Annotated in this window: 21 protein-coding genes; 8 read left to right on the forward strand and 13 right to left on the reverse strand. The window is 54.9% G+C overall.

Annotated elements, in window-relative coordinates; genetic code table 11:
* Window positions 1-23: 23 nt before the first annotated feature.
* The 6 genes from tsaE to ACZCED_RS15410 all read right to left on the reverse strand — a co-directional run bounded on the left by tsaE (window position 24) and on the right by ACZCED_RS15410 (window position 6747).
* Window positions 24-539 (reverse strand): tRNA (adenosine(37)-N6)-threonylcarbamoyltransferase complex ATPase subunit type 1 TsaE, encoded by a 516-nt coding sequence (gene tsaE, locus ACZCED_RS15385; protein WP_462970390.1) that lies wholly within the window; start codon window positions 537-539, stop codon window positions 24-26.
* On the reverse strand, window positions 536-2152 hold the full coding sequence (locus ACZCED_RS15390; protein WP_462970391.1) for an NAD(P)H-hydrate dehydratase: 1617 nt from the start codon (window positions 2150-2152) through the stop codon (window positions 536-538). Before ACZCED_RS15390 ends, tsaE begins: the two co-directional genes overlap by 4 nt.
* A 29-nt stretch (window positions 2153-2181) precedes the next feature.
* Window positions 2182-2898, reverse strand: a complete 717-nt coding sequence (locus ACZCED_RS15395; protein ID WP_462970392.1) for a pyridoxine 5'-phosphate synthase — start codon at window positions 2896-2898, stop codon at window positions 2182-2184.
* Window positions 2886-3284 carry an rRNA maturation RNase YbeY gene (ybeY, locus tag ACZCED_RS15400; RefSeq protein ID WP_462970393.1) on the reverse strand — a complete coding sequence of 133 codons (399 nt, stop codon included), beginning with the start codon at window positions 3282-3284 and terminating at the stop codon, window positions 2886-2888. The genes ACZCED_RS15395 and ybeY overlap by 13 nt, the downstream gene beginning before the upstream one ends.
* Window positions 3244-5685, reverse strand: coding sequence for an HD family phosphohydrolase (locus ACZCED_RS15405; RefSeq protein WP_464861143.1), 2442 nt, complete (start codon window positions 5683-5685; stop codon window positions 3244-3246). The genes ybeY and ACZCED_RS15405 overlap by 41 nt, the downstream gene beginning before the upstream one ends.
* 78 nt (window positions 5686-5763) lie before the next feature.
* The gene (locus ACZCED_RS15410; protein ID WP_462970395.1) at window positions 5764-6747 is read right to left on the reverse strand and encodes a PhoH family protein; all 984 of its coding nucleotides are present in this window, start codon (window positions 6745-6747) and stop codon (window positions 5764-5766) included.
* A 358-nt stretch (window positions 6748-7105) separates the two neighbouring features.
* Here ACZCED_RS15410 and ACZCED_RS15415 point away from each other — a divergent pair, with 358 nt between their 5' ends.
* Both ACZCED_RS15415 and mazG read left to right on the forward strand, forming a co-directional pair.
* Window positions 7106-7630, forward strand: coding sequence for a CvpA family protein (locus tag ACZCED_RS15415; RefSeq protein ID WP_462970396.1), 525 nt, complete (start codon window positions 7106-7108; stop codon window positions 7628-7630).
* Window positions 7615-8430, forward strand: coding sequence for a nucleoside triphosphate pyrophosphohydrolase (gene mazG / locus ACZCED_RS15420; RefSeq protein WP_462970397.1), 816 nt, complete (start codon window positions 7615-7617; stop codon window positions 8428-8430). Before ACZCED_RS15415 ends, mazG begins: the two co-directional genes overlap by 16 nt.
* Before the next feature lie 102 nt (window positions 8431-8532).
* Here mazG and ACZCED_RS15425 read toward each other — a convergent pair whose 3' ends face one another.
* The 5 genes from ACZCED_RS15425 to ACZCED_RS15445 all read right to left on the reverse strand — a co-directional run bounded on the left by ACZCED_RS15425 (window position 8533) and on the right by ACZCED_RS15445 (window position 12174).
* Window positions 8533-8817 carry a hypothetical protein gene (locus tag ACZCED_RS15425; RefSeq protein ID WP_462970398.1) on the reverse strand — a complete coding sequence of 95 codons (285 nt, stop codon included), beginning with the start codon at window positions 8815-8817 and terminating at the stop codon, window positions 8533-8535.
* Between the two features lie 95 nt (window positions 8818-8912).
* Window positions 8913-9326 carry a DVU0524 family FlgM-associated protein gene (locus ACZCED_RS15430; RefSeq protein WP_462970399.1) on the reverse strand — a complete coding sequence of 138 codons (414 nt, stop codon included), beginning with the start codon at window positions 9324-9326 and terminating at the stop codon, window positions 8913-8915.
* Window positions 9327-9431: 105 nt separating this feature from the next.
* Window positions 9432-9941, reverse strand: a complete 510-nt coding sequence (locus ACZCED_RS15435; protein ID WP_462970400.1) for an NUDIX hydrolase — start codon at window positions 9939-9941, stop codon at window positions 9432-9434.
* Between the two features lie 237 nt (window positions 9942-10178).
* Complete coding sequence (locus ACZCED_RS15440) at window positions 10179-11459, reverse strand: class II fructose-bisphosphate aldolase (RefSeq protein WP_462970401.1); 1281 nt, start codon at window positions 11457-11459, stop codon at window positions 10179-10181.
* A 175-nt stretch (window positions 11460-11634) separates the two neighbouring features.
* Window positions 11635-12174: a DUF4124 domain-containing protein gene (locus ACZCED_RS15445; protein ID WP_462970402.1), complete on the reverse strand. Its 540-nt coding sequence runs from the start codon at window positions 12172-12174 to the stop codon at window positions 11635-11637.
* Between the two features lie 276 nt (window positions 12175-12450).
* On the opposite strand from ACZCED_RS15445, the gene ACZCED_RS15450 reads away from it, so the two are divergent.
* Window positions 12451-14526, forward strand: coding sequence for a penicillin-binding protein activator (locus ACZCED_RS15450; protein WP_464861144.1), 2076 nt, complete (start codon window positions 12451-12453; stop codon window positions 14524-14526).
* 20 nt (window positions 14527-14546) lie between these two features.
* On the forward strand, window positions 14547-15866 hold the full coding sequence (locus ACZCED_RS15455) for a 3-deoxy-D-manno-octulosonic acid transferase (RefSeq protein WP_464861145.1): 1320 nt from the start codon (window positions 14547-14549) through the stop codon (window positions 15864-15866).
* Between the two features lie 73 nt (window positions 15867-15939).
* On the opposite strand, the gene ACZCED_RS15460 is transcribed toward ACZCED_RS15455, so the two are convergent.
* Both ACZCED_RS15460 and ACZCED_RS15465 read right to left on the reverse strand, forming a co-directional pair.
* Complete coding sequence (locus ACZCED_RS15460) at window positions 15940-17271, reverse strand: ATP-dependent 6-phosphofructokinase (RefSeq protein WP_462970405.1); 1332 nt, start codon at window positions 17269-17271, stop codon at window positions 15940-15942.
* Window positions 17252-18292 carry a KpsF/GutQ family sugar-phosphate isomerase gene (locus ACZCED_RS15465; RefSeq protein ID WP_462970406.1) on the reverse strand — a complete coding sequence of 347 codons (1041 nt, stop codon included), beginning with the start codon at window positions 18290-18292 and terminating at the stop codon, window positions 17252-17254. Before ACZCED_RS15465 ends, ACZCED_RS15460 begins: the two co-directional genes overlap by 20 nt.
* A gap of 541 nt (window positions 18293-18833) precedes the next feature.
* On the opposite strand from ACZCED_RS15465, the gene ACZCED_RS15470 reads away from it, so the two are divergent.
* The 4 genes from ACZCED_RS15470 (at window position 18834) to ACZCED_RS15485 (ending at window position 22341) form a co-directional block, all read left to right on the forward strand.
* Complete coding sequence (locus ACZCED_RS15470) at window positions 18834-20147, forward strand: OmpA family protein (RefSeq protein ID WP_464861146.1); 1314 nt, start codon at window positions 18834-18836, stop codon at window positions 20145-20147.
* A gap of 176 nt (window positions 20148-20323) precedes the next feature.
* Window positions 20324-20938: a DUF2959 family protein gene (locus tag ACZCED_RS15475; protein WP_464861147.1), complete on the forward strand. Its 615-nt coding sequence runs from the start codon at window positions 20324-20326 to the stop codon at window positions 20936-20938.
* Between the two features lie 184 nt (window positions 20939-21122).
* Window positions 21123-21956, forward strand: a complete 834-nt coding sequence (locus tag ACZCED_RS15480) for a mechanosensitive ion channel family protein (RefSeq protein ID WP_462970409.1) — start codon at window positions 21123-21125, stop codon at window positions 21954-21956.
* 106 nt (window positions 21957-22062) lie between these two features.
* Window positions 22063-22341, forward strand: coding sequence for a PxxKW family cysteine-rich protein (locus tag ACZCED_RS15485; RefSeq protein ID WP_462970410.1), 279 nt, complete (start codon window positions 22063-22065; stop codon window positions 22339-22341).
* The last annotated feature ends 345 nt before the right edge of the window (window positions 22342-22686 follow it).

Genomic DNA, 22686 nt, shown 5'->3' on the forward strand with positions numbered 1-22686 from the left:
GCCCGCTATGGCGGTTCAAGCCTCTATGGAGGGGCAGAGCAAACGTCGATGTCATGTAACAGATCCGATGGGTCAAGTCCATACGCAATTATGCGGATCGAGCGGGCGGTATCGCCGGTGACGGTAAAAAAGAGTTCCATGCGGCAGGCCGGCCGGTCGGCCGCATGAAGCCGCTGGGCCCATTCCACAGCGACGACGCCGTCTTCATCGAAAAGATCCAGCAACCCGATTTCATCCGGATCCGCGGGTGTCGGCAGGCGGTAGAGGTCTACATGAGAAAAAGGCAGTCTACCGGGGTATTCGTTGATCAGGGTGTAGGTGGGACTGGTAATGGTAAAGGAAGACGGAACGCCCAGCCCGCGGGCCAGTCCCTGGGCAAATGCCGTTTTCCCACTGCCCAGATCGCCGAACAGCAAGAGGACGAGGCCGTGATTCAACCGCCGGCCCATGGCCTGGCCTAAGGCGACGGTCTGGTCGTGCGCCTGGGTCTCGAACTCATGGGCATCTTCGTGATCCGGGTATGAGGGGGTGCCGCTCATTTTCCGGCAGCATCCGAATAGCAGAACAGACGGTCCCTTTCGGGCCAGAAAAGATGATCTCCACCGGTGAGAAGTTCATCCATCGCCTCAGGGAGGGTGTCGATGACCTCCGTGGCCAGGTAACCGACCGGTGCCTTTTTTTGCGCCATCCGGTCCGCGGCCAATCCATGAAGATACACGCCGGTTTGGGCGGCGGGACCGGCTTCCATGCCCTGGGTAACCAGGCCGGCGATCAGACCGGTGAGCCCGTCTCCCATCCCGCCGGCGGCCATACCCGGATTGCCGGTGGCATTGACGAAAACGTCCCCGTCGGGCCCGGCGATCACCGTGGCAGCCCCTTTGAGCACGAGATGCACCTGATACTTTTCGGCGAAGGCTCGCGCATGGCCGATGCGGTCATCCTGAATGTCAGCAGTTGAATGGCCGCTGAGCCTGGACATCTCACCGGGGTGGGGCGTGAGCACGATGGGTGATCGCCGCCTGGAAAGCACGGACGGCTGGGCGGCAATCAGGTTGAGGCCGTCCGCATCGATAACCAGTGGAAGCGGGCTTTCTTCGATCAATCGCCCGACCAGCCTGCCCGTCGAGGCCTGGGACCCCAACCCCGGCCCCATGGCCAGACAGCGTTTTCCCTCCATCAGGGAGATGACGGAGCCGTGGGCGGATTCATCCAGATACCCTTCCGCCGTCTCGGGCAATTCGACGGTCATGGCTTCGGTGACCATGGTTTCCAGCACCGGATTCAGGGATGTTGGGACTCCCAGTGTGACCAATCCGGCACCCGCGCGCATGGCAGCCGCGGCGGTCAAGGCGGCCGCACCGGTCTTCCCGGGGGACCCGGCCAGGATCAACAGGTGACCCGTGTGGCCTTTGTGGGCCGTTGCCGATCGTCGGGGGATCTGGTTCTTCAGGACCCCGGGCGTGATGAGGTGCTGACGGGAACCGACCGCTGCGGCAAGATGTCGAGGAATGCCGATGTCGATGATTTTCAACCGGCCGGTGAGGGCTCGTCCGGGATAGCACAGGTGGCCGACCTTGGCAAAGCCGAAGGTGGCCGTGGCGGCAGCCTGGATACAGGTCCCGCAGACCCGTCCGGTGTCCGAGTCCAGTCCCGAAGCGATATCCACGGCAAAGACAGGCCGGGCCTGTCGGTTGATGAAATCGATTATCGTTACGAAGTATCCCCGTACATCCGACGAGAGACCCGTACCCAGGATTGCATCGATCCAGGTGTGCTGATGGCGCATCAGCAATTGGCGGGATTGAAAGGACGTCTCGTCGGCCAGTTCCACCACCGGTACGTCCATGGTATCCAGCAGTTTGAGGTTGGCAGCGGCATCCCCTTTGATCCGGTCTCTTGACGATAGCAGGAATACCGTCGTCCGGATGCCTTTCTGGTGAAGATAGCGAGCCATGACAAACCCGTCTCCGCCGTTGTTGCCCGGGCCGGCGGCAATGCCCACGGCGCCGGGGTGATCGCGGAAGACCGCTTCCAAAAAAAAAGCCGTCGCCCCCCGGCCTGCATTTTCCATCAGCACGCGGCCCGGGATGCCAAACGATTCGATGGTCGCCCGATCCATCCGCCGCATTTCATCTGCCGTGACCAGATTCATTCTTTTCCCCCGATAGTATTCCGAAGCCGCTAGAGGCTTTGGATCAGATCGCGCATCTCCCTTACCGCCCGGTCCAAGCCTACCAGAACCGCCCGGGACACAATGCTGTGGCCGATGCTGTACTCATCGATCTCCGACAACCCTTTGAAGGCCTTGATGGTCTTGTAGCACAGCCCATGGCCGGCATTGACGCCCAGTTTGAGCTTTTTGGCAAGTTTGGCGGCGTCCACGATCCTCGCGAAAGCCTGTGTGCGCTTGGCGTTGCCGGTGGCTTCACAGAAAACACCGGTGTGAATTTCAACCAGGTTGGCACCGGCCTGGTGAGCCAGTTTGATCTGCTCCGGCTCCGGGTCGATGAAAAGGCTCACCGGAATGCCATTGTTCTGCAGGGCCCCGATGGTTTCGCCGATGTTGTTGTGAACAATCAGGTCCATTCCCCCTTCGGTGGTGACCTCCTCGCGGCTTTCGGGTACCAGGGTGACCAAATCCGGCCGCACATCCAGGGCAATGCCAACCATCTCCGAGGTGGCCGCCATCTCCAGGACCAGCTTGGTTTGGACCGTCTTGCGTAGCAACCGGACATCGCGGTCCTGAACGTGCCGCCGGTCTTCCCGCAAATGGCAGACGATGCCGTCCGCTCCGGCCAGTTCAGCGATTACAGCGGCCGCTATCGGATCCGGATAGTTCACTTTCCTGGCTTCCCTCAACGTGGCAATATGATCGATATTCACCGCTAGACCTGCCATGCGCAATCCTCCTTGCCAATCAGTTGCATCAATTCATCGCTCTTTTGTTCCATGACCGCCGCCTCTTCTTCCGAATGGATGTGATCGTAGCCTGTCAGGTGAAGAATCCCGTGAATCAACAGTTGGTAGAAACGTTCCGCCATTTCCATGCCCGCTTCAACCGCCTCCCGATGGGCCGTGTCGGCCGAAATGACCACATCGCCAAGAAGGTCGGGTGAAATTCCTGAAAACGGGCCCTCCTGCATGGGAAAAGCGATCACGTTGGTAGGGCCTGCATGGTTCAGGTAGGTCAGGTTGAATTCCGCAATCTGGGGGTCGTCCACGATCAGAATGGACAACTGGGCATCAGGATAGCCCAAGGCGTTTAAAATGCGCCTGGCTGTCATACGAATCTTTTGTTTTGCCAGTCTGTGGCGGTTTTGCCGGTTTTCGATCAGCACTTCCATTTTTAGCCTTTCCGGGGGTCATGCTGGCGCTGTCCTGGTATTCTATCCGATGGTGATGGATGCCATTCAAAATTTTGTTGAAGCTTCTGGCAATGCGGTGAAGGTCCTTCAAGGTCAGTTCACAATAATCCAGCTGGCCGTCGGAGAAAATTTTGTTGATCAGGTTCTGTACCAGGCCCTGAATTCGTGACGAGGTTGGGTTCTCCAGGGTGCGTGAGGCTGCTTCAACCACATCCGCCAGCATGACCAGTCCGGCCTCCCGGGTCTGGGGACGCGGCCCCGGATACCTGAAATCATCGATGTTGACGGCATCCTCTCCTTTAACGGCTTTGGCTTTTTCGTAAAAATAACTGATCAGGCTGGTGCCGTGGTGCTGCTGGGTGGTGTCGATAATCACCTGCCCCAGTTTGTGTTCACGCGCTATTTCAACGCCGTTCTTTACATGGGCGATCAGGATCAGGGCAGACATGGACGGGGCCAGCTTGTCGTGCTTGTTCCTGCCGTCCGACTGATTCTCGATAAAATAAAGGGGTTGTTTTAATTTGCCGATGTCGTGATAGTAGCCGCACACTTTGGCCAGGATCGGATTGGCGCCAATTTCCGTGGCCGCCGCCTCCACCAGGGACCCGACCACCATGGAGTGGTGATAGGTTCCCGGCGCCTCCAGCATCAGTCGGCGCAGGATGGGCCTGTCCAGGTTGGCCAGTTCCAGCAGGGTGATGTCGGTGGTGTAGTGAAACACCATTTCCACCACCGGTGCCATGCCTGCGGTGATGATTCCGGCACCGATTCCTCCCAAAAAAGCCACGGTCAGGTCAAAAGGCAGCGTGCTCAATGAGGCGGTACCCAGATAAACGTCGATGACAAGGGCCAGAAAGGCATTGAGCAGTCCAAGCTTTGCACCGGTCTTGATGATGATTTTTCTCTCCCGGCAATCTTGGAGCCACCAGGATGCCATGGTGCAGCTCAAAATAAAATAGATGAACGTCTCCAGGCCGCCCTGAAGCAGCATGGATGTGCACAGGGCCAGCGCCAGGGCAAAAATCAGCGCGGTTTCCCGCCCCATGAAGAGGCAGACGATCATGGCCCCGGCGGCCAGCGGGATGCCGAAACCCACCGGAGACGCCGGGCGGGACAGGGGCATGCCGAGAAACCAGGTGTCGGGCAGGGTTGTGGAAATTTTGACCACGACAATAAATGAAACCATGATGCACGATAAGAACAGCAGGTCCTTGTTGGCGGTGTTGGCGAATTCCATTCGACGTTTGAGCCGGACATGGTACTGGATGATCAATACGGCGGTCAGCAGCGCCACGGCGCCGGAACCGGCAAGAGGCACTTGATGGGCATCGGCCTGGCCTTCCATCGCCTCGAGTTTTCGAAGCTGGAGCGGCGTAACCCGCTCGCCTTCGCGCAGCAGCATCTCTCCCTTTTTAATCATATACAGGACCGGCTTGATATGCTGAGCAGCGACTTCTTTGCGCGCTTCGGTTTCGTGGCTGTTCAAGGTGACATTGGGCTGAATCAGCTGCTGGCAAAAATCAACCATGAGGTTCAGCAAGGCATAGTTCATCCCTTTGAGCAGCGGGTCGCCGACAACCCGGACCATGGTCTTGGCCTGGTCCGGTCCGTAAAACTGTTTCAGATTCATCACATGGGTTTCAGTCAAGGTCTCCACGTTGCGCAGGGTGATGCCCTTGTCTGCTTCCTTCAGCAGGATCTCCTTGTTCGCAACCACACCGGTAGAGAGCACCTGGGTGATGATGGTGGTCAGCAGTTTGGGGATGTCTGCTGCGAATCCATGTTCGATGAGGATCGAAAACATCCCGTTGCTGATCTCGATGCCCATTGCTTTTTCCAACAGGCTTTTCCTGGCCAGCATTCGCTCCGCGAGCGATACCTGCGGAAGGTCCGGGACATCGGCGGGTTCGACAGGTGCCTTGTCCGAAGCCTGTGGCGGGGCGGGTAAGGTCTTTGAGTCCCTTTCCAGGTTTTTGGTTTCCGTTTCATATATGGCGTGCAATTCATCGAAGGCAGTGTTCAGGCGGGTAACCGTGCCTTTGAGGATCTTCGGATTGAGGTCGTAGACGGGGAGCACGCTGTCCACCGCCTGGCGGCGATGGGCTTCGGTGACGGAAAGGTCTTCTATGAAAAAATCGGTTGAGGCCTTGATATCGGTTGTTACGACATCACCGATTTCATAGCGGTGCTTCTTGATGACCAATCCCGGGTAGAGGCCGGTTGTAAAAACAACCAGGATGATCACCAGCAATGCCCAACGGACATGAGGGTTCAGGCTGAAAAAATGGTTGATGGATTTTTTTTTGCGGTCACGAATCATTTTCTGATCACTTGGTGCAGCCGATCGATCCATTTGCCCATATACCGGTGAAACCGTCGGCAGGATTGCTCGGCACGTCTATTTCTTGATGCGGCTGGCTTCAAGCAATTCATAGGCGTTGATAATATCCTGGACCAGCCGGTGACGAACGACATCTTGCTTGGTAAAGTGGATGAACTGTATACCTGTTATGGGGGTCAGAATCGCTTTGGCCTCGACAAGCCCCGAAGACTTGCCTGCCGGCAGGTCGATTTGGGTGATATCACCGGTTACCACCGCTTTGGAGTTAAAACCGATCCGCGTCAAAAACATTTTCATCTGTTCCGTTGTGGTGTTTTGGGCTTCATCGAGGATAATAAACGCCTCGTTGAGGGTTCTCCCCCGCATAAAGGCCAATGGCGCAACTTCGATCACCCCGTTTTGCATCAGGGCGGCCACCTTCTCAAATCGCATCATGTCATGAAGGGCGTCATAGAGGGGCCGGAGATAGGGGTCTACCTTGTCTGTCAGGTCCCCCGGCAAAAAACCCAATGATTCACCGGCCTCCACGGCAGGCCGGGTAAGGATGATCCGGCTGACCGTTCCTTTGGAGAGAGCGGATACGGCCATGGCCATGGCCAGGTAGGTTTTCCCCGTGCCGGCAGGTCCGATGCCAAGAACGATGTCATAGTTGCGGATCGCTTCAATGTAGGCCTTCTGGCTCTGGTTTCTGGGGGTGATGGCCCGCTTTTTCGAGGTGATGTAAACCGTGTCCAGAAAGATTTTCTTCAGGTCAGCGGTGTGGTTTTCTTTCAACACGCGCAGGGCATAGTCAATATCATTGGGATAGACGGGGTACTTTTCCTTGAGCAGGCCATAGAGCTGCTCCAATACCCGACGCGCAAGATCCACCGCCACCGCTTCGCCTTTGAGATGGACGGTGTTACCGCGGGCATGAACATGAATGGCCAATAGATCCGCAAGGCGCTTGAGGTGCCCGTCCTGCTCACCAAATAGCTGCCGGGCCAGTTCGATCTCGGAAAACGTCAGTCGGGTCTGTTTGGTTTGTGTGCATTCATCCATAAGTTAGACAAGTGCTTTTCCCGTGGTTTAGAAGCGTCACCGCCAGTCAGTATGAATCGACCCCGTTGATTTGTCAAACTACCGGCCAGGCCGGTTTTGTAAATACCAATACCGCCATTGGAATATCCGACTTTTCAGGGGAATGCAAACGCCAAATTTCCCTCGATGCCTCCGGTGAAAATGCTTGACTGGGAAATACCGCTCTGTTAACGTTACCCACTTAAAAATTCAGAAACACTTTGTTTTTATTGATGATTTTATTTTTTGCGCGATACGCTCGCGAAGCTATACGGGTCCATTCACCCCCTCTGGCGGATGCCTTACCGGTAAACGGTGTTGCTTCATTCTAGGGACCAATATGAATCCTTTCGATATTCTTGTTGTCACCACTCTGACCTATGGGCTGATCCGTGGCATTTTTCGCGGCCTGGTAAGGGAGCTTTCTTCCATCATCGGCGTCCTGGGCGGATTTTATGCCGCGTATTCCTATTATCCACATATAGCCAGGTTGGCTTCTCCTTGGATCTCCGATGCCGCTTACCTCAATATTGTAAGCTACATGACGGTTTTTTCCGCTGTGGTGATCGTCGTTGCCATTCTTGCCGTGGTCATCAAATATCTTCTCAACATTGCATACCTGGGATGGGTGGACCGGGTTTGCGGCGCCTTGTTTGGACTGCTTAAAGGCGGGCTGGTCGTCTGTGTGGTATTTATTGTTCTGACCGCCTTTTTGCCTAAAGGAGCTCCGGTTGTTAAAAATGCGACCCTTTCTCCGCATGTATCGATGGTATCTGAAGTGATGGCCAAGGTGATTTCAAAGGAAATGAAAGAAAATTTCATTATTAAATTAAAGGATTTGAAAAAATCTTGGCAGACCCGGTAAAACCAGGCCGATCAGCACCCATCGCGCGCCTCGAAGCGCTGATTGAAACCCTGAGGGGTGAAGAAGGGTGTCCATGGGATAAAAAGCAGACGCCTGACACCATGGCGCGCTACCTGGTCGAGGAGGTTTACGAACTGGTAGATGCCATCATCTCCAGAGATTCGACCGCTGTTTGCGAAGAAGCCGGTGATGTCTTGTTCCAGCTTCTTTTTGTGGTCAACCTGTTCAGGGAGTCGGGTCAATTCAGCCTTTCGGACGTGGTCGAAAAAAATGTTGAAAAGATGATTCGCAGACACCCCCATGTGTTTGGCGATGTTACTGCAGAAACGCCTGCAACCGTCAGTGAAAACTGGGAAAAAATCAAGCGGAAAGAGAAGGGCGATGGCGGGTGTCATTCGGTGCTCAGTTCCATCCCCCCGAGTTTGCCCGCTCTGCTCAGGGCCTCGATGGTTTCGGAACGGGCCGCCAAAACCGGTTTTGACTGGGATGATATCTCCGGCGTGATGGCCAAGACCATGGAAGAGTGGGAGGAGTTCTCAACGGAGATCAACAATCCAGTATATGCATCCGGTAGCGACAAGGCGGCCATGGAGTTCGGTGATATCCTGTTTACCATGGTCAATGTCGCCCGGTTTGCCCGCATTCACCCGGAAACCGCCTTGATCCGGTCGATTCAAAAATTTGAAAAACGCTTCACCTACATGGAAGAAAAATCTTTCCAAGCGGGTCGGGACATCGTCAGCCTCAGCATGCAAGAAATGCACGATCTCTGGGATGAGGCCAAACAAACAGTGGGTTGATCGCCACGCGGATATCGCTGTTTTTGGTCAAAGAACCGTTTCTGCCAATGACAAAAGCCGGCTATGCAGCCGGCTTTATCTCTTAAAAACGAAAGCTTCTTTTTAAGCGTGCTCGTCTATCGGCTTTTGCTCCGGCGGCGTTCTAAAAATAACGTTCCCGTTTTTATCGTATTTTTCAAAGAAGACACCCTCATCGTCCGCATTGTAGCCACCGGTCTTGTGTTCGCCCTCGGATTCAGGTTTTGCGCTTTCTTGAGTGGTCTCGATGGGTCTTTCTTCAAGGGCTTTTTCGACCTTTTTAAGGTCGACATCCTTATTTTCTATAGCCAGATTGTTGTCCAAACGCGTCGTCGTTCTGACGGCTGATTCGCCAATTGTATTTAACATGGCAATCCCCCTTTTGTTTTCTACAAATGTGTTTGCCGTTCCTGGTGACTTTGTCCTTTCAGCAATACCAGTTGCCGGCCTGCCTTTTTGTTTATTTATTCTGCTTTACGTTCTATGGCCGCTTTGGCCAGTTCGTCGAGCCGATCCATCAACCCTTGAGAGTCGTCGACGGCGATGGATCGAATCTCCTTTTGATTGTCGCCGACGATCGTGTTGAATACAAATGCATTATCCGTATCACCGATGTTCAGGTCCGTTTTCGTATCTTGAACCTGACCGACCAACTCCTGGCCGAAGTCTGATCCGGGGTCAAAATTGGTGATCTTTTTGAGTACGCCGGCAGCCACTTTTTCCATGATCGACTGGTTTTTCGCGTCTTTTGAGATCGAAATCGCATCCGAACTGGCATCGTGGGTGTTCACATGCCGGGGATGATCCGCTCTACCCTGGCTCAATTGCCGTCGATAGACATTCAGGACGTTATGGATCTGATAGCTTTGAATATACATATGGGTTCCTCCGATTACCTTATCGGCAGGTCATGAAAAAACCTTTAGGAAAAAAGAAAAAAAAGGTAATTCGGTGTGGGTCACATCCATGGGATGCAATTCATTTTAGAGTGTAAGTATCGAATAATAAACGCGAATAAATGATTGATGGCTTTCAAATGCGATATCGGGTAAATTTTCACTTCCAAAGAAATTGACATCCGATGCATCGTCGCCGGCCGTTGCTGATCCTGAAAAAGAGGTCACCAGGTATCCGACCAGCAAGATAGATCGATAGAGCGTGCCGGGACTGGCGGTGACGCCGATGAGGGTGTTGATGCGACCGGTCAGGCCGGTTTCCTCTTGAAGCTCACGAAGAGCTGCCAGCTCCGGCGTTTCTCCGCACTCTACAAATCCACCCGGCAGGCACCACATGCCAGGTTTCGGGGCCACACGCCGTTTCACCAGCAACAGGCGATTGCGGTCATCGACAAGTACCACGCAAGCTGCCGGCACCGGATTCTCATATATGGGCTTCCGGCACCTGGCGCAATACTGGCGCATTCTTCCTTCAACCCAATTGTTTCCGAGGGGCGAGGCACAAAAATGACAAAATTGTTTGGTTTCTTTCTGCATGGGAACCCGACATCTCGTTGGTTATAGGGTGGGGGGCGAGCCGCGTCTGGCTGAAGGGAGGATTGAACCCTCCCCGCGGTAAACCGCGGGGAATGGGAACGCTATCACGGTACAAACGAACAAAACCACTGCCGTGTGAAATGCACGGGGCAGTGGTTTGCATGTTTATTCGCCTGCATGACTTCCAGGTTCAGCGTGCGCGAACCGCTGTGGCGCGCGAACTGAAAATCGATTTAATCAATCGTCAAAGTCTCCCTCCGGGCCTTCGTTGCTTTCAATTAAAGCGGCCCGTTCGGTTATTTTACCCGGTGTCCATTCTTCAGGGTCTTCAATCCGTTTGGCTTTGGGGCCCGGATCAAAACCATTGGTTTCAAGTATCGTTTCAATGGCCAGATCGGCGGTGTCTTGAGCGTTGAAAACATTGACGAGCATGTTGTAAACGAACGATTCCACCCGCTTTTCCATTCGATCCCGGATTTCCCGGGGGAGCCCCTGCAGCTTGTTTTCGAAAGGCAGGTTCAGTTTTTTGTAATTGCCTCCCTTCCATCCCTTATTGTCGGCATAGGCCACCATGGTTGCCCACATGGTCTCAGTGACCCCTTGATCGGCAATTTTTATGAAGTTGCCGTTGCCATCCAAGGCGGCATTGCCGTCATCATTGACATCGAGTCCCCATGAAATCATTTGCAGAGCGGTGGCGACATTGGCCTTGGTGGTGTTGGTGCGGTCAGCGATTTCGCGCAGGCGCTGCGAGCTGTTGCCCGAGGTGCCATGCTGTGCTCCCGATACATGGTAAACTGCCAGCGCATCGTGGATCTGTTGCGTCAGGTCTACCTGGATTCCCTGGCCACTGGCCTCGATACCGTGGACGGTCCCGTTGTTCAGGGCGATCCAGTTGGGGAATATGCCGTGCGCATTGAGTCCCTGTATCAGGAAAAGGGCCTCGGCCTTGGTTGACAGTCCCAGTTTTCCTTTTATCTCACCGATTTCAGTTTCCAACCCTGACCAGTCGGGAATAAACGGTTTCAGCTCCAGATTAGTGGTCAGGTTCTGGTCATCAGGCAGGTGGGATGCATCAATGGCAATGGAGGTGATGCCGGCTTCGAACATCGTCGGAATTTCTATTTTGGCATCCGGTATATCGGCCTTGCTTTTTATGCCATAATGATCGGCATGCAGGGCCACAGGAATGGTTATGCCCAGTTCATTGCACATCGCATCCACAATCCGGGCCATATTCCAATAATTGACCGCACAATAGGCATCGGCTCCCCCTTCGGAACGGGCAATCTCGATGATCAATGCAGAATTTGCCCGTTGCGCGGCCTTGAGCGCACCCCGGATCACAAATATATTTCTGCCGTTGGCAGCCATGCAGATGGCGTTCTTCTTTTTGATCATTGCCAGGTCGATGAATTTGCCGCTGACCAGCAGCGCCTTCGAATTGGGAAACCGTTTCTGGATATTGGGGGGTCGGCCCACGGAAACCGCTTTGTTGAATTCACTCGATGATGTCATGGTTTTCCTCCTTAAACACATTTTTCAGGATTAGGATGATGATCATTGGTCGAAGTGGAAGGTAATGACCATCCAGTCAATTTCAGGCTGTCTACAACGGCGGTCCACTGCAGATGTTCAATGGCTGAGCAACCGTCCATGCTCGGGCGGCGATTCGATAGTTGAGTGGTGCGTTTTACTCTTTTTGGGGTGATTGCTTTGACATGATCTTTTGGTTAAAGGTGTTTACCCTTTGGTTGAACTCGCTCAACTGAGCTTCGTATTGTTCCGTTCGGTCGTTGAACGCGTTGATTCTTTGATTCAGTTCCGCCCGGGTTTTGAAGTTAACCGCTTCCGGCCTTAACTTTTCAATTTGTTTTCTTTCTTCCATCAGTTGCTGGTACAAGCGGTCTAAGTCCGCTTTTTCCTTCTCAAGCGACTCCCGGCTCAGTTCGGCGGCATCGCCTGCTGCGCTGTTATCGGGAACCGCTGTGTTGGCATCGCCTGCGGATTCCGGTTGAGCCCGCTGCCCCTGCTTGGTTGCTGCTTCGACCGGTTGGCTTTCTTCGGCTTCAATCCGCTGGACCGCGGAGCGCTGTTCTTTCGGCACCTGGCTGAGGTCGTCTGTCCAGCGCTTTTGACCATTCTCATCGGTGTATTTGTATATTTCAGCGTACACCGACGCTGCGAACAATAGAGCAATGACCAGAATAAAGGCCGACATTGGTTTTTTCATGGGGAAAGCCTTTGTTGTGAGATGAAGGTGGAATACATCCACGATGAATGGTAACCATTTGAATGCCCAACTATAATGTCGGTGCCGGGTGGATGTCAAGCACCGACGCGGGTATCCAAAACAATCCATGGACAATCAGACGCACGATGAACTATTGTTTGACAATGAAATCGGCTTGTGTAGATTGAGCGAGGCCACATTGCGGCCTCTGATTCAACTGAAACCGCTGGGCACGGATTCCTCGAGCGGAAGCGCCTGCAGAAAGATATTGAAAAAATGACTTCGATCACTCGGACGGTGATTCTGATTTTCATGGTTGTCTTTTGGGGGTGTGCGCCAAAACCATTTCCGGTATCCATCCCCGGGCCGGTTCCCGAGATGCCGGGCCATCAGGCGTTCCAGGACGCCGAGCGAGCCTTTGAAAATGGCCTGTACACCGAGGCCTTGGACGGTTATAACGCCTTCTTGCGGGAAGCCTATGATGACCCTTTCGCTGATGATGCCCTGTTCAAAATTGGAAGCGCATCCCGTCTTGCCGGCCGCGACGATGATGCCATCGCCGTTTTTTCCAGGTTGAACCGTGAATTTCCAGAAAGCGTCCTGGTTCCCGATGCCAGGCTGGAAATCTTGAAGATCCTGTTCGACAGCGGCAATTTCGAGTCGGTTGTCAAATATGGACTGGCCTATATCGAACCCACTGACCCCACCCTTTTACGGACGCCTTTTTTCTTAATCGTTGCCGATGCGTATGAGGAGATGGGTGCGCATTTGGATGCGGCTCGATTTTATTATCGGGCGTGGAACACGGCCTCCGGTGCGGATGTGGAGGTCGCCTGGACCAAATTGAAGTATACCGCCGAGCAGCTCGGTGCCGATGACCTTCAGCAGCTGATCTCGCAGGTGACGGATCGCCGCCTCATGGGCCTTTTGCTTTACCGGCTCGGTATGGCATTCATCCTGGATGAAAAATACGATGATGCAATGGATGTCCTCGACGCGTTCGTGGAGCGCTTCCCCGAGCACCCCGACTATTCGGATGCGTCAGATATGATCCGTTCACTGACTGAACGTGCCCGCTTTACCCCCTTTTCCATCGGCTGCGTGCTGCCCCTTTCCGGCAGCTATGCCATGTTTGGCCAACGGGCGTTGAACGGCATCGAAATGGCGCTTAGCCAGACCAGCCAGACCGGTGGCGGGATTCCCTTCACCATCCTTGTCGAGGATTCGCGCTCCGATCCCACTGTGGCCACAAAGGCGGTGGATCAACTCGATCAGCAAAGGGTCGGGGCTATTTTGGGGCCCATGTCGGCAGCTGAAGCCGCCTCCCAAACCGCACAGGCACGGGGCATTCCGATTCTCGTTTTTACCCAGCGAGATGGGATTCCGGATATCGGTTCCTATGTGTTCAGAAATTTCATCACTCCTCAGATGCAGGTGCGGGCCCTGGTATCATTCGCCGTTGAAGAACTGGGGGCAAGGCGGTTTGCCATCCTGTATCCCGATGAAAATTACGGTCGGCGATACATGAACCTGTTCTGGGACCAGGTGGTCGATTATGGGGGGGTGGTCAACGGTGTCGAGATGTATGATCCCGAGAGCACGGATTTCGCCACGCCCATAAAAAAAATGGCTGGCATCTTCTATGACGTCCCCGAGGATTTGACGGTTGCGAGCTTACCGCGGCTTCATACGCCGCCGCTGCCCCCTGTGGGCGATGCCAATCGCCAACCGAAAAGTGTGATCGCCGATCCGGTTGAGCGAATCACCGGCATCCCTCTTGATCGAAAGACCATCGACACGCTCGGGCGATACAATCCGGACAGGGAGGATCAATGGCATCCCATTGTGGAATTTGATGCGGTCTTCATTCCAGATGCGCCGAAAAAAGCGGGGTTGATCATACCGCAGCTGGCCTATTACGATATACGCGATGTCTATTTGCTTGGCACCAACCTGTGGAACTCCAGCACCCTGTTGGAGATGTCAGGCGAATACATGAAAGGCACGCTGATCGCGGACGGCTTTTTTGCCGATAGCCAGTCTGAAGGGGTTAAACAATTCGTGGCGGCCTTCCAGCATGCCTATGGCAGGACGCCGGGTTTCATCGAGGCCGTCGCCTACGACAGTGCCATGATGGTACTTCAGACCATGCGCCAGACCGCCACCGACTCAAGACGGGACTTGAAAGAGGCGCTTTTGCAGATCAACGATTTCGACGGGGTTTCCGGCCGGACCGGCTTCGCCCAAAACGGGGAAGCCGAGAAAACCCTGCAGATGCTTCGGATCAACCGGGGGCGCTTTGTTCAAGCCACGCGAACCCATGAAGCGGAACCCGTCATTCAAAGTCAGTAAGCCGGGTTCCGTCTGCGACCATGAACATTTATCATTTCGCTTATAACTTCTTTACATTCGGGCTTTCCCTGATCGTCCTTCCCGCCATTTGGTGCCACGAACGGAAAGACCCGGAACGGAAATTGGCGCTGACCCAGCGGCTGGGATACGATTTGCGCCCCCTGGACCCGGTCGGGTCCGGGCGCCCGCTCGTCTGGATCCATGCCGTTTCCGTAGGCGAAGTGAAGGCGGCTGAAGCCATCGTTGATGCGATGAAGGTATCCGGCATCAAGGCCGCCATTCTGCTTACCACCACAACCATGACCGGCCAGCGAGACGCATGCAGGCGGTTCGCCGGACGGGCCACCGTGCGCTACGCACCGGTGGATTTATGGGGGGCCACCAGGCGGTTTTTATGGGTTTACCGGCCTGACCTGCTGGTTTGCATGGAGACGGAAATCTGGCCCAACTGGATCGCCAACGCCCATGGGGCCGGTATAAAAACGGTGTTTGTCAATGGCCGCATCTCCGACCGGTCGAGTCATTCGTATATGAAAATAAGGCGGTTGATGAAGCCAGTGCTGGAGCGGGTGGATGCCTTCAGCATGATCTCCGAAGCGGATGCCCGTCGAATCATATCTCTGGGCGCACCGGCCCATCGGGTCCAGGTTAACGGCAACGCGAAGATGGACGCTCCGGATCTATATCGGTCTGAGGTTGGGATTCAAACGTTGAGGCAGTTCTACGCCGTGGAGGAAAACACACCGGTGTTCATCGCGGGAAGTATTCGCGGGGCGGAGGCGGATATTTTGATGACGGTCTATGAACGACTGGCCACGCAGATCCCGGAACTGGTATTCATTCTTGCGCCGCGGCATCTCAGCCGGTCATCCCGGATCGCAGACATTGCGCGCGCCAAAGGTGTCGAATGGCAATACCGAACACAACTGGGCGAACCCGGGGTCGCGCGGTCTGCACCGGTAGTAATCCTGGACACCATCGGTGAACTGCGCGATGTTTACAGCATCGCCTCGGTGGTTTTTTGCGGGGCCAGCCTCGTCCCGCTTGGCGGGCAGAATGTGCTGGAGGCCGCCGTGTGGGCCAAGCCGGTACTCTTTGGCCCCTCCATGGAGGATTTCGAGGAGGCCAGAACCCTGCTCGAGACGGCAGGCGGTGGTATCTGCGTCAAAGACGGAATGGATCTGGCCGAGCGGGCCCTTCATTTGCTGATGCATCCCGGTGAGGCCCGCCGGTTGGGACGTCTGGCAAAGCGGGCCGTGCTTTCCAACCAGGGGGCGGCCCGCCGCCATGCGCGGGTCGTCGCGGAATTATTGCCTGACATTGAATCCCGAGCATTGTAGCTGGTAAGCAGGTAAGCGAAAAGCAGAGACCGGCGACCAGAAATCAGAAACCAGGAACCAGAGACCCGAAACCCTAAGGCTGACCGTTTTTAAGCGATGGCTGGCCGGTGGATTCCAGTACCGTTGTCCACAGCTTTCCGTTGGGCCGAACCTGTTTTCTTCTGCCTGCGGTGGCTTCCATGGGCAAATGAACGAAATGGTTGTTCCAATGGCCGATGACCAACTTGGTTTTTCCCGCCATCCCCGCGTGTACGGCATCCCTGCCTAAAAACCCGCAGAACACGCTGTCGTTGGCATTGGCCGGAAGGCTGCGGATCATGTAGCTGGGATCGATGTATTTGATGTTCAGCGGAATGTTCATTTGAAGGAAGTGAGCCTTGATCGCCTCCTTCAGAAACGGACCGATGTCGTTTAGCCGGATGTTTCCCGAGGGATCCCGGCGCTCATCCACATGTTCGAAAAATTTCTGCCCGGCCCCTTCAGCCACCACAATCACCGCATGTCCCCGGCTGGTTACCCTTGCCTGCAGAGCGGCCATCAATCCTTTGGGTCCCTCGAGGTCGAAGTCAACCTCGGGAATCAACACGAAATTGGCATCCTGCTGGGCCAGGGCCGCCGTGGCGGCAATGAAACCGGAGTGCCGCCCCATGAGCTTGATCAGGCCCACGCCGTTGGGGTAGGCGATAGCCTCGTTGTGGGCGCTCTGGATCGCCATGCGGGCGACATCCACGGCGGTGTCGAATCCAAAGGAGCGGGAAACCATGTGGATATCGTTGTCGATGGTTTTGGGGATGCCCACCACACTGATTTTCAGTCCCCGTCCAGCAATGGTGTCGGCAATCCTGGATGCGGCCATGAGGGTGCCGTCGCCACCCACCATGAACAGGATGCCGATGTTGTTCACCTCCAGGCAGTCCACCACCCGATCGATATCCTGCGCCCCGCGCGACGACCCGAGAATAGAACCACCCATGTTCATGATGGTGGTGACCCGGGCCGGCGTCAGGTCAAGAAAATCGTGGTTGTACTCGGGGATAAATCCTTCCAGCCCATGGCGGACACCGTAGATGATCTTTACGCCATAGCGGTAGTGCAACTCCAGCACAATGGCGCGGATGATGTCGTTCAACCCCGGGCACAGGCCCCCGCAGGTGGCGATGGCACACCTGAGTTTGGATGCGTCGAAATAGACTTTTCGTCGCGGGCCGGCGACTTCGAATGCCGGAGGGGATATGCCTTTTTCTATCATCGCTTCAATATTGGCCCGCTTGATATTGATCATCACCTGATCGTCGTCGGAAACGAACAGGTGGTGAATTCCACCATGCTCTTCCTTGAGCATCGGTGATGGAATCTTGGCTTCACCCAGTGTGCGAATGCGGGTTTCAATGGTTTCGGGATTCATAAACGCTCCTTGCATGTCTACCGTTCAGGCCATGCCTTTTATCGGTATCGAGCCCATTGAACTTGAATTCGCCCTTGCCGAGGATGTCGTGCAGGTGCAGGATACCCAGCACCCGGCGGTCACTGTCGATGATTGGCAGGACCGTGATTTCATGCTGCTCCATGATGTTGAGGGCATCAAAGGCGGGGGTATGGGAAAATGCATGCAAGGGCGATGGGGTCATCTGTTCAGTCAGGGATTGTTCGAGAACCGGCTTTTTCTGGGCAATCATGCGCCTGAGGTCGCCGTCGGTGAGGATGCCCGCAAGCCGCTGGTCTTCGCCAACGATGATCAGGGCACCCAGCCCGTGCCGGTCCATCTCTTCCACGGCTTCCTGCATGGATACCGATGTGGTAGCGATGGGGACGGCATCACCGGTGAACATGATGTCCTGCACCTGGCTGGACAACCGCTGGCCCAGTGCCCCGCCGGGATGAAACCGTTTGAAGTCACTTGTCTTGAATTGCTTCTTGTTGATCAGCACCACGGCCAGCGCATCCCCCATGGCCAGCAGCGCGGTGGTGCTGGCTGTGGGGGCCAGGCCCAATGGGCAGGCCTCTTTTTCCACCCCGACATCAATGACGATGTCACTGTGTTTGGCCAGGGTGGATGCCGGGTTCCCCGTCATGGAGATGACGGGGCACCCGATCTTGCGGATGCTGGGCATCAGTATATTCAGCTCATCCGTCTCTCCGCTGTAGGACATGGCCAGAAAGACGTCGTCCGGTCCGACGATTCCCAGGTCCCCGTGCATGGCCTCCACAGGATGCAGAAACAGCGATCGCGTACCGGTGCTGTTAAGGGTGGCTGCGATTTTGCGCCCGATGATGCCTGATTTTCCAATGCCGCTGATGATGACGCGGCCGGTTGCTTTCAGGATGACTTCCACCATCTGATCGAACCGGTGGTCGAGGCGACCGATCAGATTTAAAATGCCGTCAGCTTCAATTTGAAGAACCTGGCGCGCTTCATCTAAAATCATTATTCAAGATTCCTGTTCGATGATTGCGATTGATGACATGATGGGTGCGTTCGTCGCTTTGGCGAGCGGCTTTGGCGCCCCCATAAATGGATTTTATGCTGACCAACAATAGCCCATTTGCCTGAAAAGTCAATGAATCTCATGTCAGCGAAAGGGCATGGTTTACGAAAGATTGAAGGGATGTCCCCGAGCGGATGACCAGCCGACCGGATGATGATATCAGGTCCACCGTGGGTGTGCTAAATACAAATGTGTCCAAAATATTTTGATCGCGCACTGGATTTTTTCTGAAAGGCGATTACTTTGGTACTTGTCTGGATCAAGTATAAAGTTGTTGATTTAAGCAAGGTGTTTTTGTAGCCTGAGGTTAGTTTCACTCACCCAGCTGCACATCAGAGACTGTTTTTTCCTGAACCGGTTTGTTCTATTTTCGCTGTTCCACCGTTTCCAAACCAGATCGCTATAAGAAGTTCTATCCCCAACAATTTCCAGCATATGGAAAGGAGGTGCCGTGATGCACGCTTGTTTAAAAGGAGTACTCATGTTAATGATCGGGGCCCTGGTGAGTGCCTGTGCCACATCTTACCAGCCGGCACCCCCGTTCACCCCGGTCGATGTGGATGCGGGTGGATATGCGCTCAAAGCCGAAAATATGCTTGTCATTTTGGATGCCTCTTCATCCATGGATGAGGGCTATCGCCAATGGAAGAAGTTTGATCTTGCAACGGCCGTGGTGCGCAATATGGCCAAAACCGTTCCTGCCGATAGAGGCATCCAGAGTGGATTGCGCACATACGGGCATGACTCCAATGTTTCCAGAAAAAGTACCAAGCTAATCGATGGCATGGGCGACTTCAACACGGTCAATCTAGAAAAGGCACTCTCGACAGTATACCGGGCGGGCGGCACCAGTCCTCTGGAAAAGGCCGTCGATGCCGCCGCCAATGACTTGGAAGGGCTTGATGGAAACAGTGCCATGATCATCATTACCGATGCCAAGGTTTCAGGCAACCGACCGATCGTGTCGGCGTCCGCCGTCAAAGAAAAGTTCGGCGGATCACTGTGCATTTATCCCATTCTCGTGGGCGATGACGCCGACGGTCAACTGTTGATGGAGGAGATTGCCCGGGTCGGCGGCTGCGGTTTTGCCGCCAATGCCGATGACCTGGCCAGCGGTCAGCAGATGGCCGACTTTGTTAAAAAGGTATTCATCGGCGAGATGTTGGACAGCGACGGCGACGGTATAGCCGATGCCATGGACCAATGTCCGGGAACGTCTGCCGGCGTCAAGGTCGATACGGCCGGCTGCCCGCTGGACAGCGATGCTGACGGCGTGCCGGACTATCTGGACCGATGCCCGGGAACGCCTGCCGGTGTGAAAGTCGATTCAACCGGTTGTCCGCTGGACAGCGATGGTGACGGTGTGCCGGATTCACTGGATAGATGCCCGAATACGGCTGCCGGTGTGAAGGTGGATGCCTCCGGATGTCCGCTGACCGTGCTGCAAACGGGTGCGGTTTCATGGACCTTCAATGAGATCAACTTTGAAACGTCCAAGGCGGATATCAGTCCCGCTTCGTATGGGGTTCTTGACCAAATCGCCGCCGCACTGGGTGCCAATCCGCAATTGAAGGTCGTGGTCGAGGGCCATACCGACAACACCGGTGCCCGCGCCTTCAATATGGATCTGTCCAAGCGACGGGCTCAGGCCATCGTGGATTACCTGGTGGGAAAGGGCGTTTCCCCATCCCGGCTTTCAGCCCAGGGGTACGGGCCGGATCGCCCAATCGCCGACAATGCGACCAAGCTGGGCCGTTCCAAGAACCGTCGGGTTCAGTTTACCAAAGTGGAATAGGAGGCTGGTTACCATAAGCGGCCGTCACCCGCGGTCCGGAAGACCAGTTTTCCGGACCGCATTGCAGTCATGAGCCCAACGGAAGTGGAGCAGGGGGTATGACCGATGTAAATAGTCGACAACGCCACCTACCGGCGTTATTCGGGAAAAACGGAGCACATCGTCTTGCTGCTCTGATGATGGCGGTATGTCTTATTGCCGTCGGTTGCCAGAGCACTTACTATGCAGTCTGGGAGAAGATGGGCAAGGAGAAGCGCCACCTGCTGAAAGACAATGTTGAAGCGGTGCGCGAGGAACAGGCCGAGGCCTCTGAGCAATTCGCCACGGTTGTGGAACGCATCAAGGACATGTATGGCTTTGACGGCGGAGAGCTTGAAGATGTCTACGGAAAACTCAGCGAAGACTATCGGACCTGTGAAGAGCGGGCCGATGCCTTGCGCGACCGCATCGACAAGGTCGAACGAATCGCCGCTGATCTTTTCAAAGAGTGGGAATCAGAAATAGCCAGCATTGACAACGTGAAGCTCAAGTCTAAAAGCCGGGCCTCCCTGCAAGACACCCGCAACCGGTTTTCACGGCTGCAGCGCTCCATGGCCCGCGCGGAAGCATCCATGGATCCGGTGCTCAACAACCTGCGGGATTATGTGCTCTACCTCAAGCACAACCTCAATGCCCAAGCGGTCAGTTCACTGAGAAAAGAAGTGGCGGACATCGAGACGGATGTTTCTTCCCTGATTGCGGATATGAATCGTTCCATCAAAGAGGCCGATTCGTTTGTTAAAACCATGTAGATCGTATTGAACCCTCCCCGCGGCAAGCCACGGGGAATGTTCACCGCAAGGATGAATGTCGATTTCCAGCTCGCGCGCTAACACGGTTCAACACGTGGTGCACTATCGTACCACATCAAACCACATGATCTGCCGGTGAAACACCTTTTTCGGGACCGGTAACAAGGGGAAAGGAACTTTTAAAATGGAAGAGATGCTCGACAAGGTCTATCAATTGCTGACTGTCTACGGATTGAAGGTCCTTGCCGCCATTGCCATATTCATTATCGGGCGATGGGTGGCCAAAGGGGTGCGCAAAATGGTGGAACGGATCATGACCAAGGGCAAGGTCGATCCGACCCTGGTTACCTTCACATCCAACATGGCCTACATCGGCCTGCTGGCGTTTATCGTCGTCGCCGCCCTCGGACAGTTGGGCATCCAGACCACCTCCTTTATCGCCATTCTCGGTGCCGCCGGTCTGGCCGTCGGCCTGGCCCTGCAGGGATCGTTGTCCAACTTTGCCGCCGGTTTCCTGCTGATCATCTTCCGGCCCTTCAAAGTGGGCGACCTGATCGAAGCTGCCGGTGTCTTCGGCGTGGTGGAGGCCATCCAGATTTTCACCACCCAGTTGAAAACGGCTGACAACAAGACCGTCATCGTTCCCAATGCCAAGCTGACCGACGACAACATCGTCAACTGGACGGTCAAGGGAACCCGCCGGGTGGACATGGTGTTCGGCATCGGATACGATGACGACATCGACAAGGCCCGATCGCTGATGGCCGACATCATCGCCCAGGACAGCCGGATCCTGAAGACGCCAGCACCTCAGATTTCCGTCTCCGAACTGGCCGACAGCAGCGTGAACTTCGTGGTTCGTCCATGGGTCAAGGTTGAAGACTACTGGGATGTTCATTTCGACCTGACCGAAAAAATCAAAAAAGCCTTCGACGCCAACGGTGTCTCCATCCCGTTCCCCCAGCGTGACGTTCACGTGTACCAGCATGGCGGCGCGGCACAAGAAAAAAGTGCTTGACAAGCCGATTTGACCTGAATATATATCGCCCAATTTTGAAAAGGCCGAAGGATCCTTTCTCTTTGGCCTTTTTCATTGTTCAGACCATCATGGGAGGTGTTTTAAAATGAAATGTACGACGGTTCGCAAAGGCATGGAATGTGCCTTCATGACAGCAAAAGGCTGCGGATACAACGGCGGTGTCTGCCTTGAAATCGTGGAGCAGTGCAAAGGTTGCAACCGCACGCTGGAGATCGCTTCGGGATGGTATTGCTCGGCCTGCCCAGAACCCACGACCAAATGGAAAAACGGCAACTGCAATCTGGCCACGCATGTCAGCTCCAGCATGGCCGAAACGTCCCAGAAGATCAATCCGCTGAAGGCTTCCAAACGCTCCAGAAAGTAGCCCGGTTGTCGGACATCCCAATCGATTTGCCGAAAACCCCGCCACCGTTCGGATGTGGCGGGGTTTTTTGCGTGGCGCTGCGGCCGCTGATGCATCAAGCATGGGTTGGAAACCTGTCCCGCGCGCATCCTCTTGATATTTAAAGCGCTTTTCCCTTGACATTTTTTGCATTCAAGCAGTAAATATCCCCTTCATTGTGTCCGGCCGTGTGTCACCGTATCGATTCTGAAGCCTTCTGCAACGGAACCTGGAGCCTTCTATCACCGCTGTGGACGGGAACCGCTTGTGAAGTGCAGTTGCCCGATCCCTTTTTCCGGTTCCACGGCTGGAAGAAACCCATACAGG

The organism is Desulfosarcina sp. (assembly GCF_055467485.1).

What these genes read in the sequence shown, in the direction of transcription:
- tsaE (WP_462970390.1), bottom strand. Translation starts at nt 539, where the DNA reads ATGAGCGGCACCCCCTCATACCCGGATCACGAAGATGCCCATGAGTTC.
- ACZCED_RS15390 (WP_462970391.1), bottom strand. Translation starts at nt 2,152, where the DNA reads ATGAATCTGGTCACGGCAGATGAAATGCGGCGGATGGATCGGGCGACC.
- ACZCED_RS15395 (WP_462970392.1), bottom strand. Translation starts at nt 2,898, where the DNA reads ATGGCAGGTCTAGCGGTGAATATCGATCATATTGCCACGTTGAGGGAA.
- ybeY (WP_462970393.1), bottom strand. Translation starts at nt 3,284, where the DNA reads ATGACAGCCAGGCGCATTTTAAACGCCTTGGGCTATCCTGATGCCCAG.
- ACZCED_RS15405 (WP_464861143.1), bottom strand. Translation starts at nt 5,685, where the DNA reads ATGATTCGTGACCGCAAAAAAAAATCCATCAACCATTTTTTCAGCCTG.
- ACZCED_RS15410 (WP_462970395.1), bottom strand. Translation starts at nt 6,747, where the DNA reads ATGGATGAATGCACACAAACCAAACAGACCCGACTGACGTTTTCCGAG.
- ACZCED_RS15415 (WP_462970396.1), top strand. Translation starts at nt 7,106, where the DNA reads ATGAATCCTTTCGATATTCTTGTTGTCACCACTCTGACCTATGGGCTG.
- ACZCED_RS15425 (WP_462970398.1), bottom strand. Translation starts at nt 8,817, where the DNA reads ATGTTAAATACAATTGGCGAATCAGCCGTCAGAACGACGACGCGTTTG.
- ACZCED_RS15430 (WP_462970399.1), bottom strand. Translation starts at nt 9,326, where the DNA reads ATGTATATTCAAAGCTATCAGATCCATAACGTCCTGAATGTCTATCGA.
- ACZCED_RS15435 (WP_462970400.1), bottom strand. Translation starts at nt 9,941, where the DNA reads ATGCAGAAAGAAACCAAACAATTTTGTCATTTTTGTGCCTCGCCCCTC.
- ACZCED_RS15440 (WP_462970401.1), bottom strand. Translation starts at nt 11,459, where the DNA reads ATGACATCATCGAGTGAATTCAACAAAGCGGTTTCCGTGGGCCGACCC.
- ACZCED_RS15445 (WP_462970402.1), bottom strand. Translation starts at nt 12,174, where the DNA reads ATGAAAAAACCAATGTCGGCCTTTATTCTGGTCATTGCTCTATTGTTC.
- ACZCED_RS15450 (WP_464861144.1), top strand. Translation starts at nt 12,451, where the DNA reads ATGACTTCGATCACTCGGACGGTGATTCTGATTTTCATGGTTGTCTTT.
- ACZCED_RS15455 (WP_464861145.1), top strand. Translation starts at nt 14,547, where the DNA reads ATGAACATTTATCATTTCGCTTATAACTTCTTTACATTCGGGCTTTCC.
- ACZCED_RS15460 (WP_462970405.1), bottom strand. Translation starts at nt 17,271, where the DNA reads ATGAATCCCGAAACCATTGAAACCCGCATTCGCACACTGGGTGAAGCC.
- ACZCED_RS15465 (WP_462970406.1), bottom strand. Translation starts at nt 18,292, where the DNA reads ATGATTTTAGATGAAGCGCGCCAGGTTCTTCAAATTGAAGCTGACGGC.
- ACZCED_RS15470 (WP_464861146.1), top strand. Translation starts at nt 18,834, where the DNA reads ATGTTAATGATCGGGGCCCTGGTGAGTGCCTGTGCCACATCTTACCAG.
- ACZCED_RS15475 (WP_464861147.1), top strand. Translation starts at nt 20,324, where the DNA reads ATGATGGCGGTATGTCTTATTGCCGTCGGTTGCCAGAGCACTTACTAT.
- ACZCED_RS15480 (WP_462970409.1), top strand. Translation starts at nt 21,123, where the DNA reads ATGGAAGAGATGCTCGACAAGGTCTATCAATTGCTGACTGTCTACGGA.
- ACZCED_RS15485 (WP_462970410.1), top strand. Translation starts at nt 22,063, where the DNA reads ATGAAATGTACGACGGTTCGCAAAGGCATGGAATGTGCCTTCATGACA.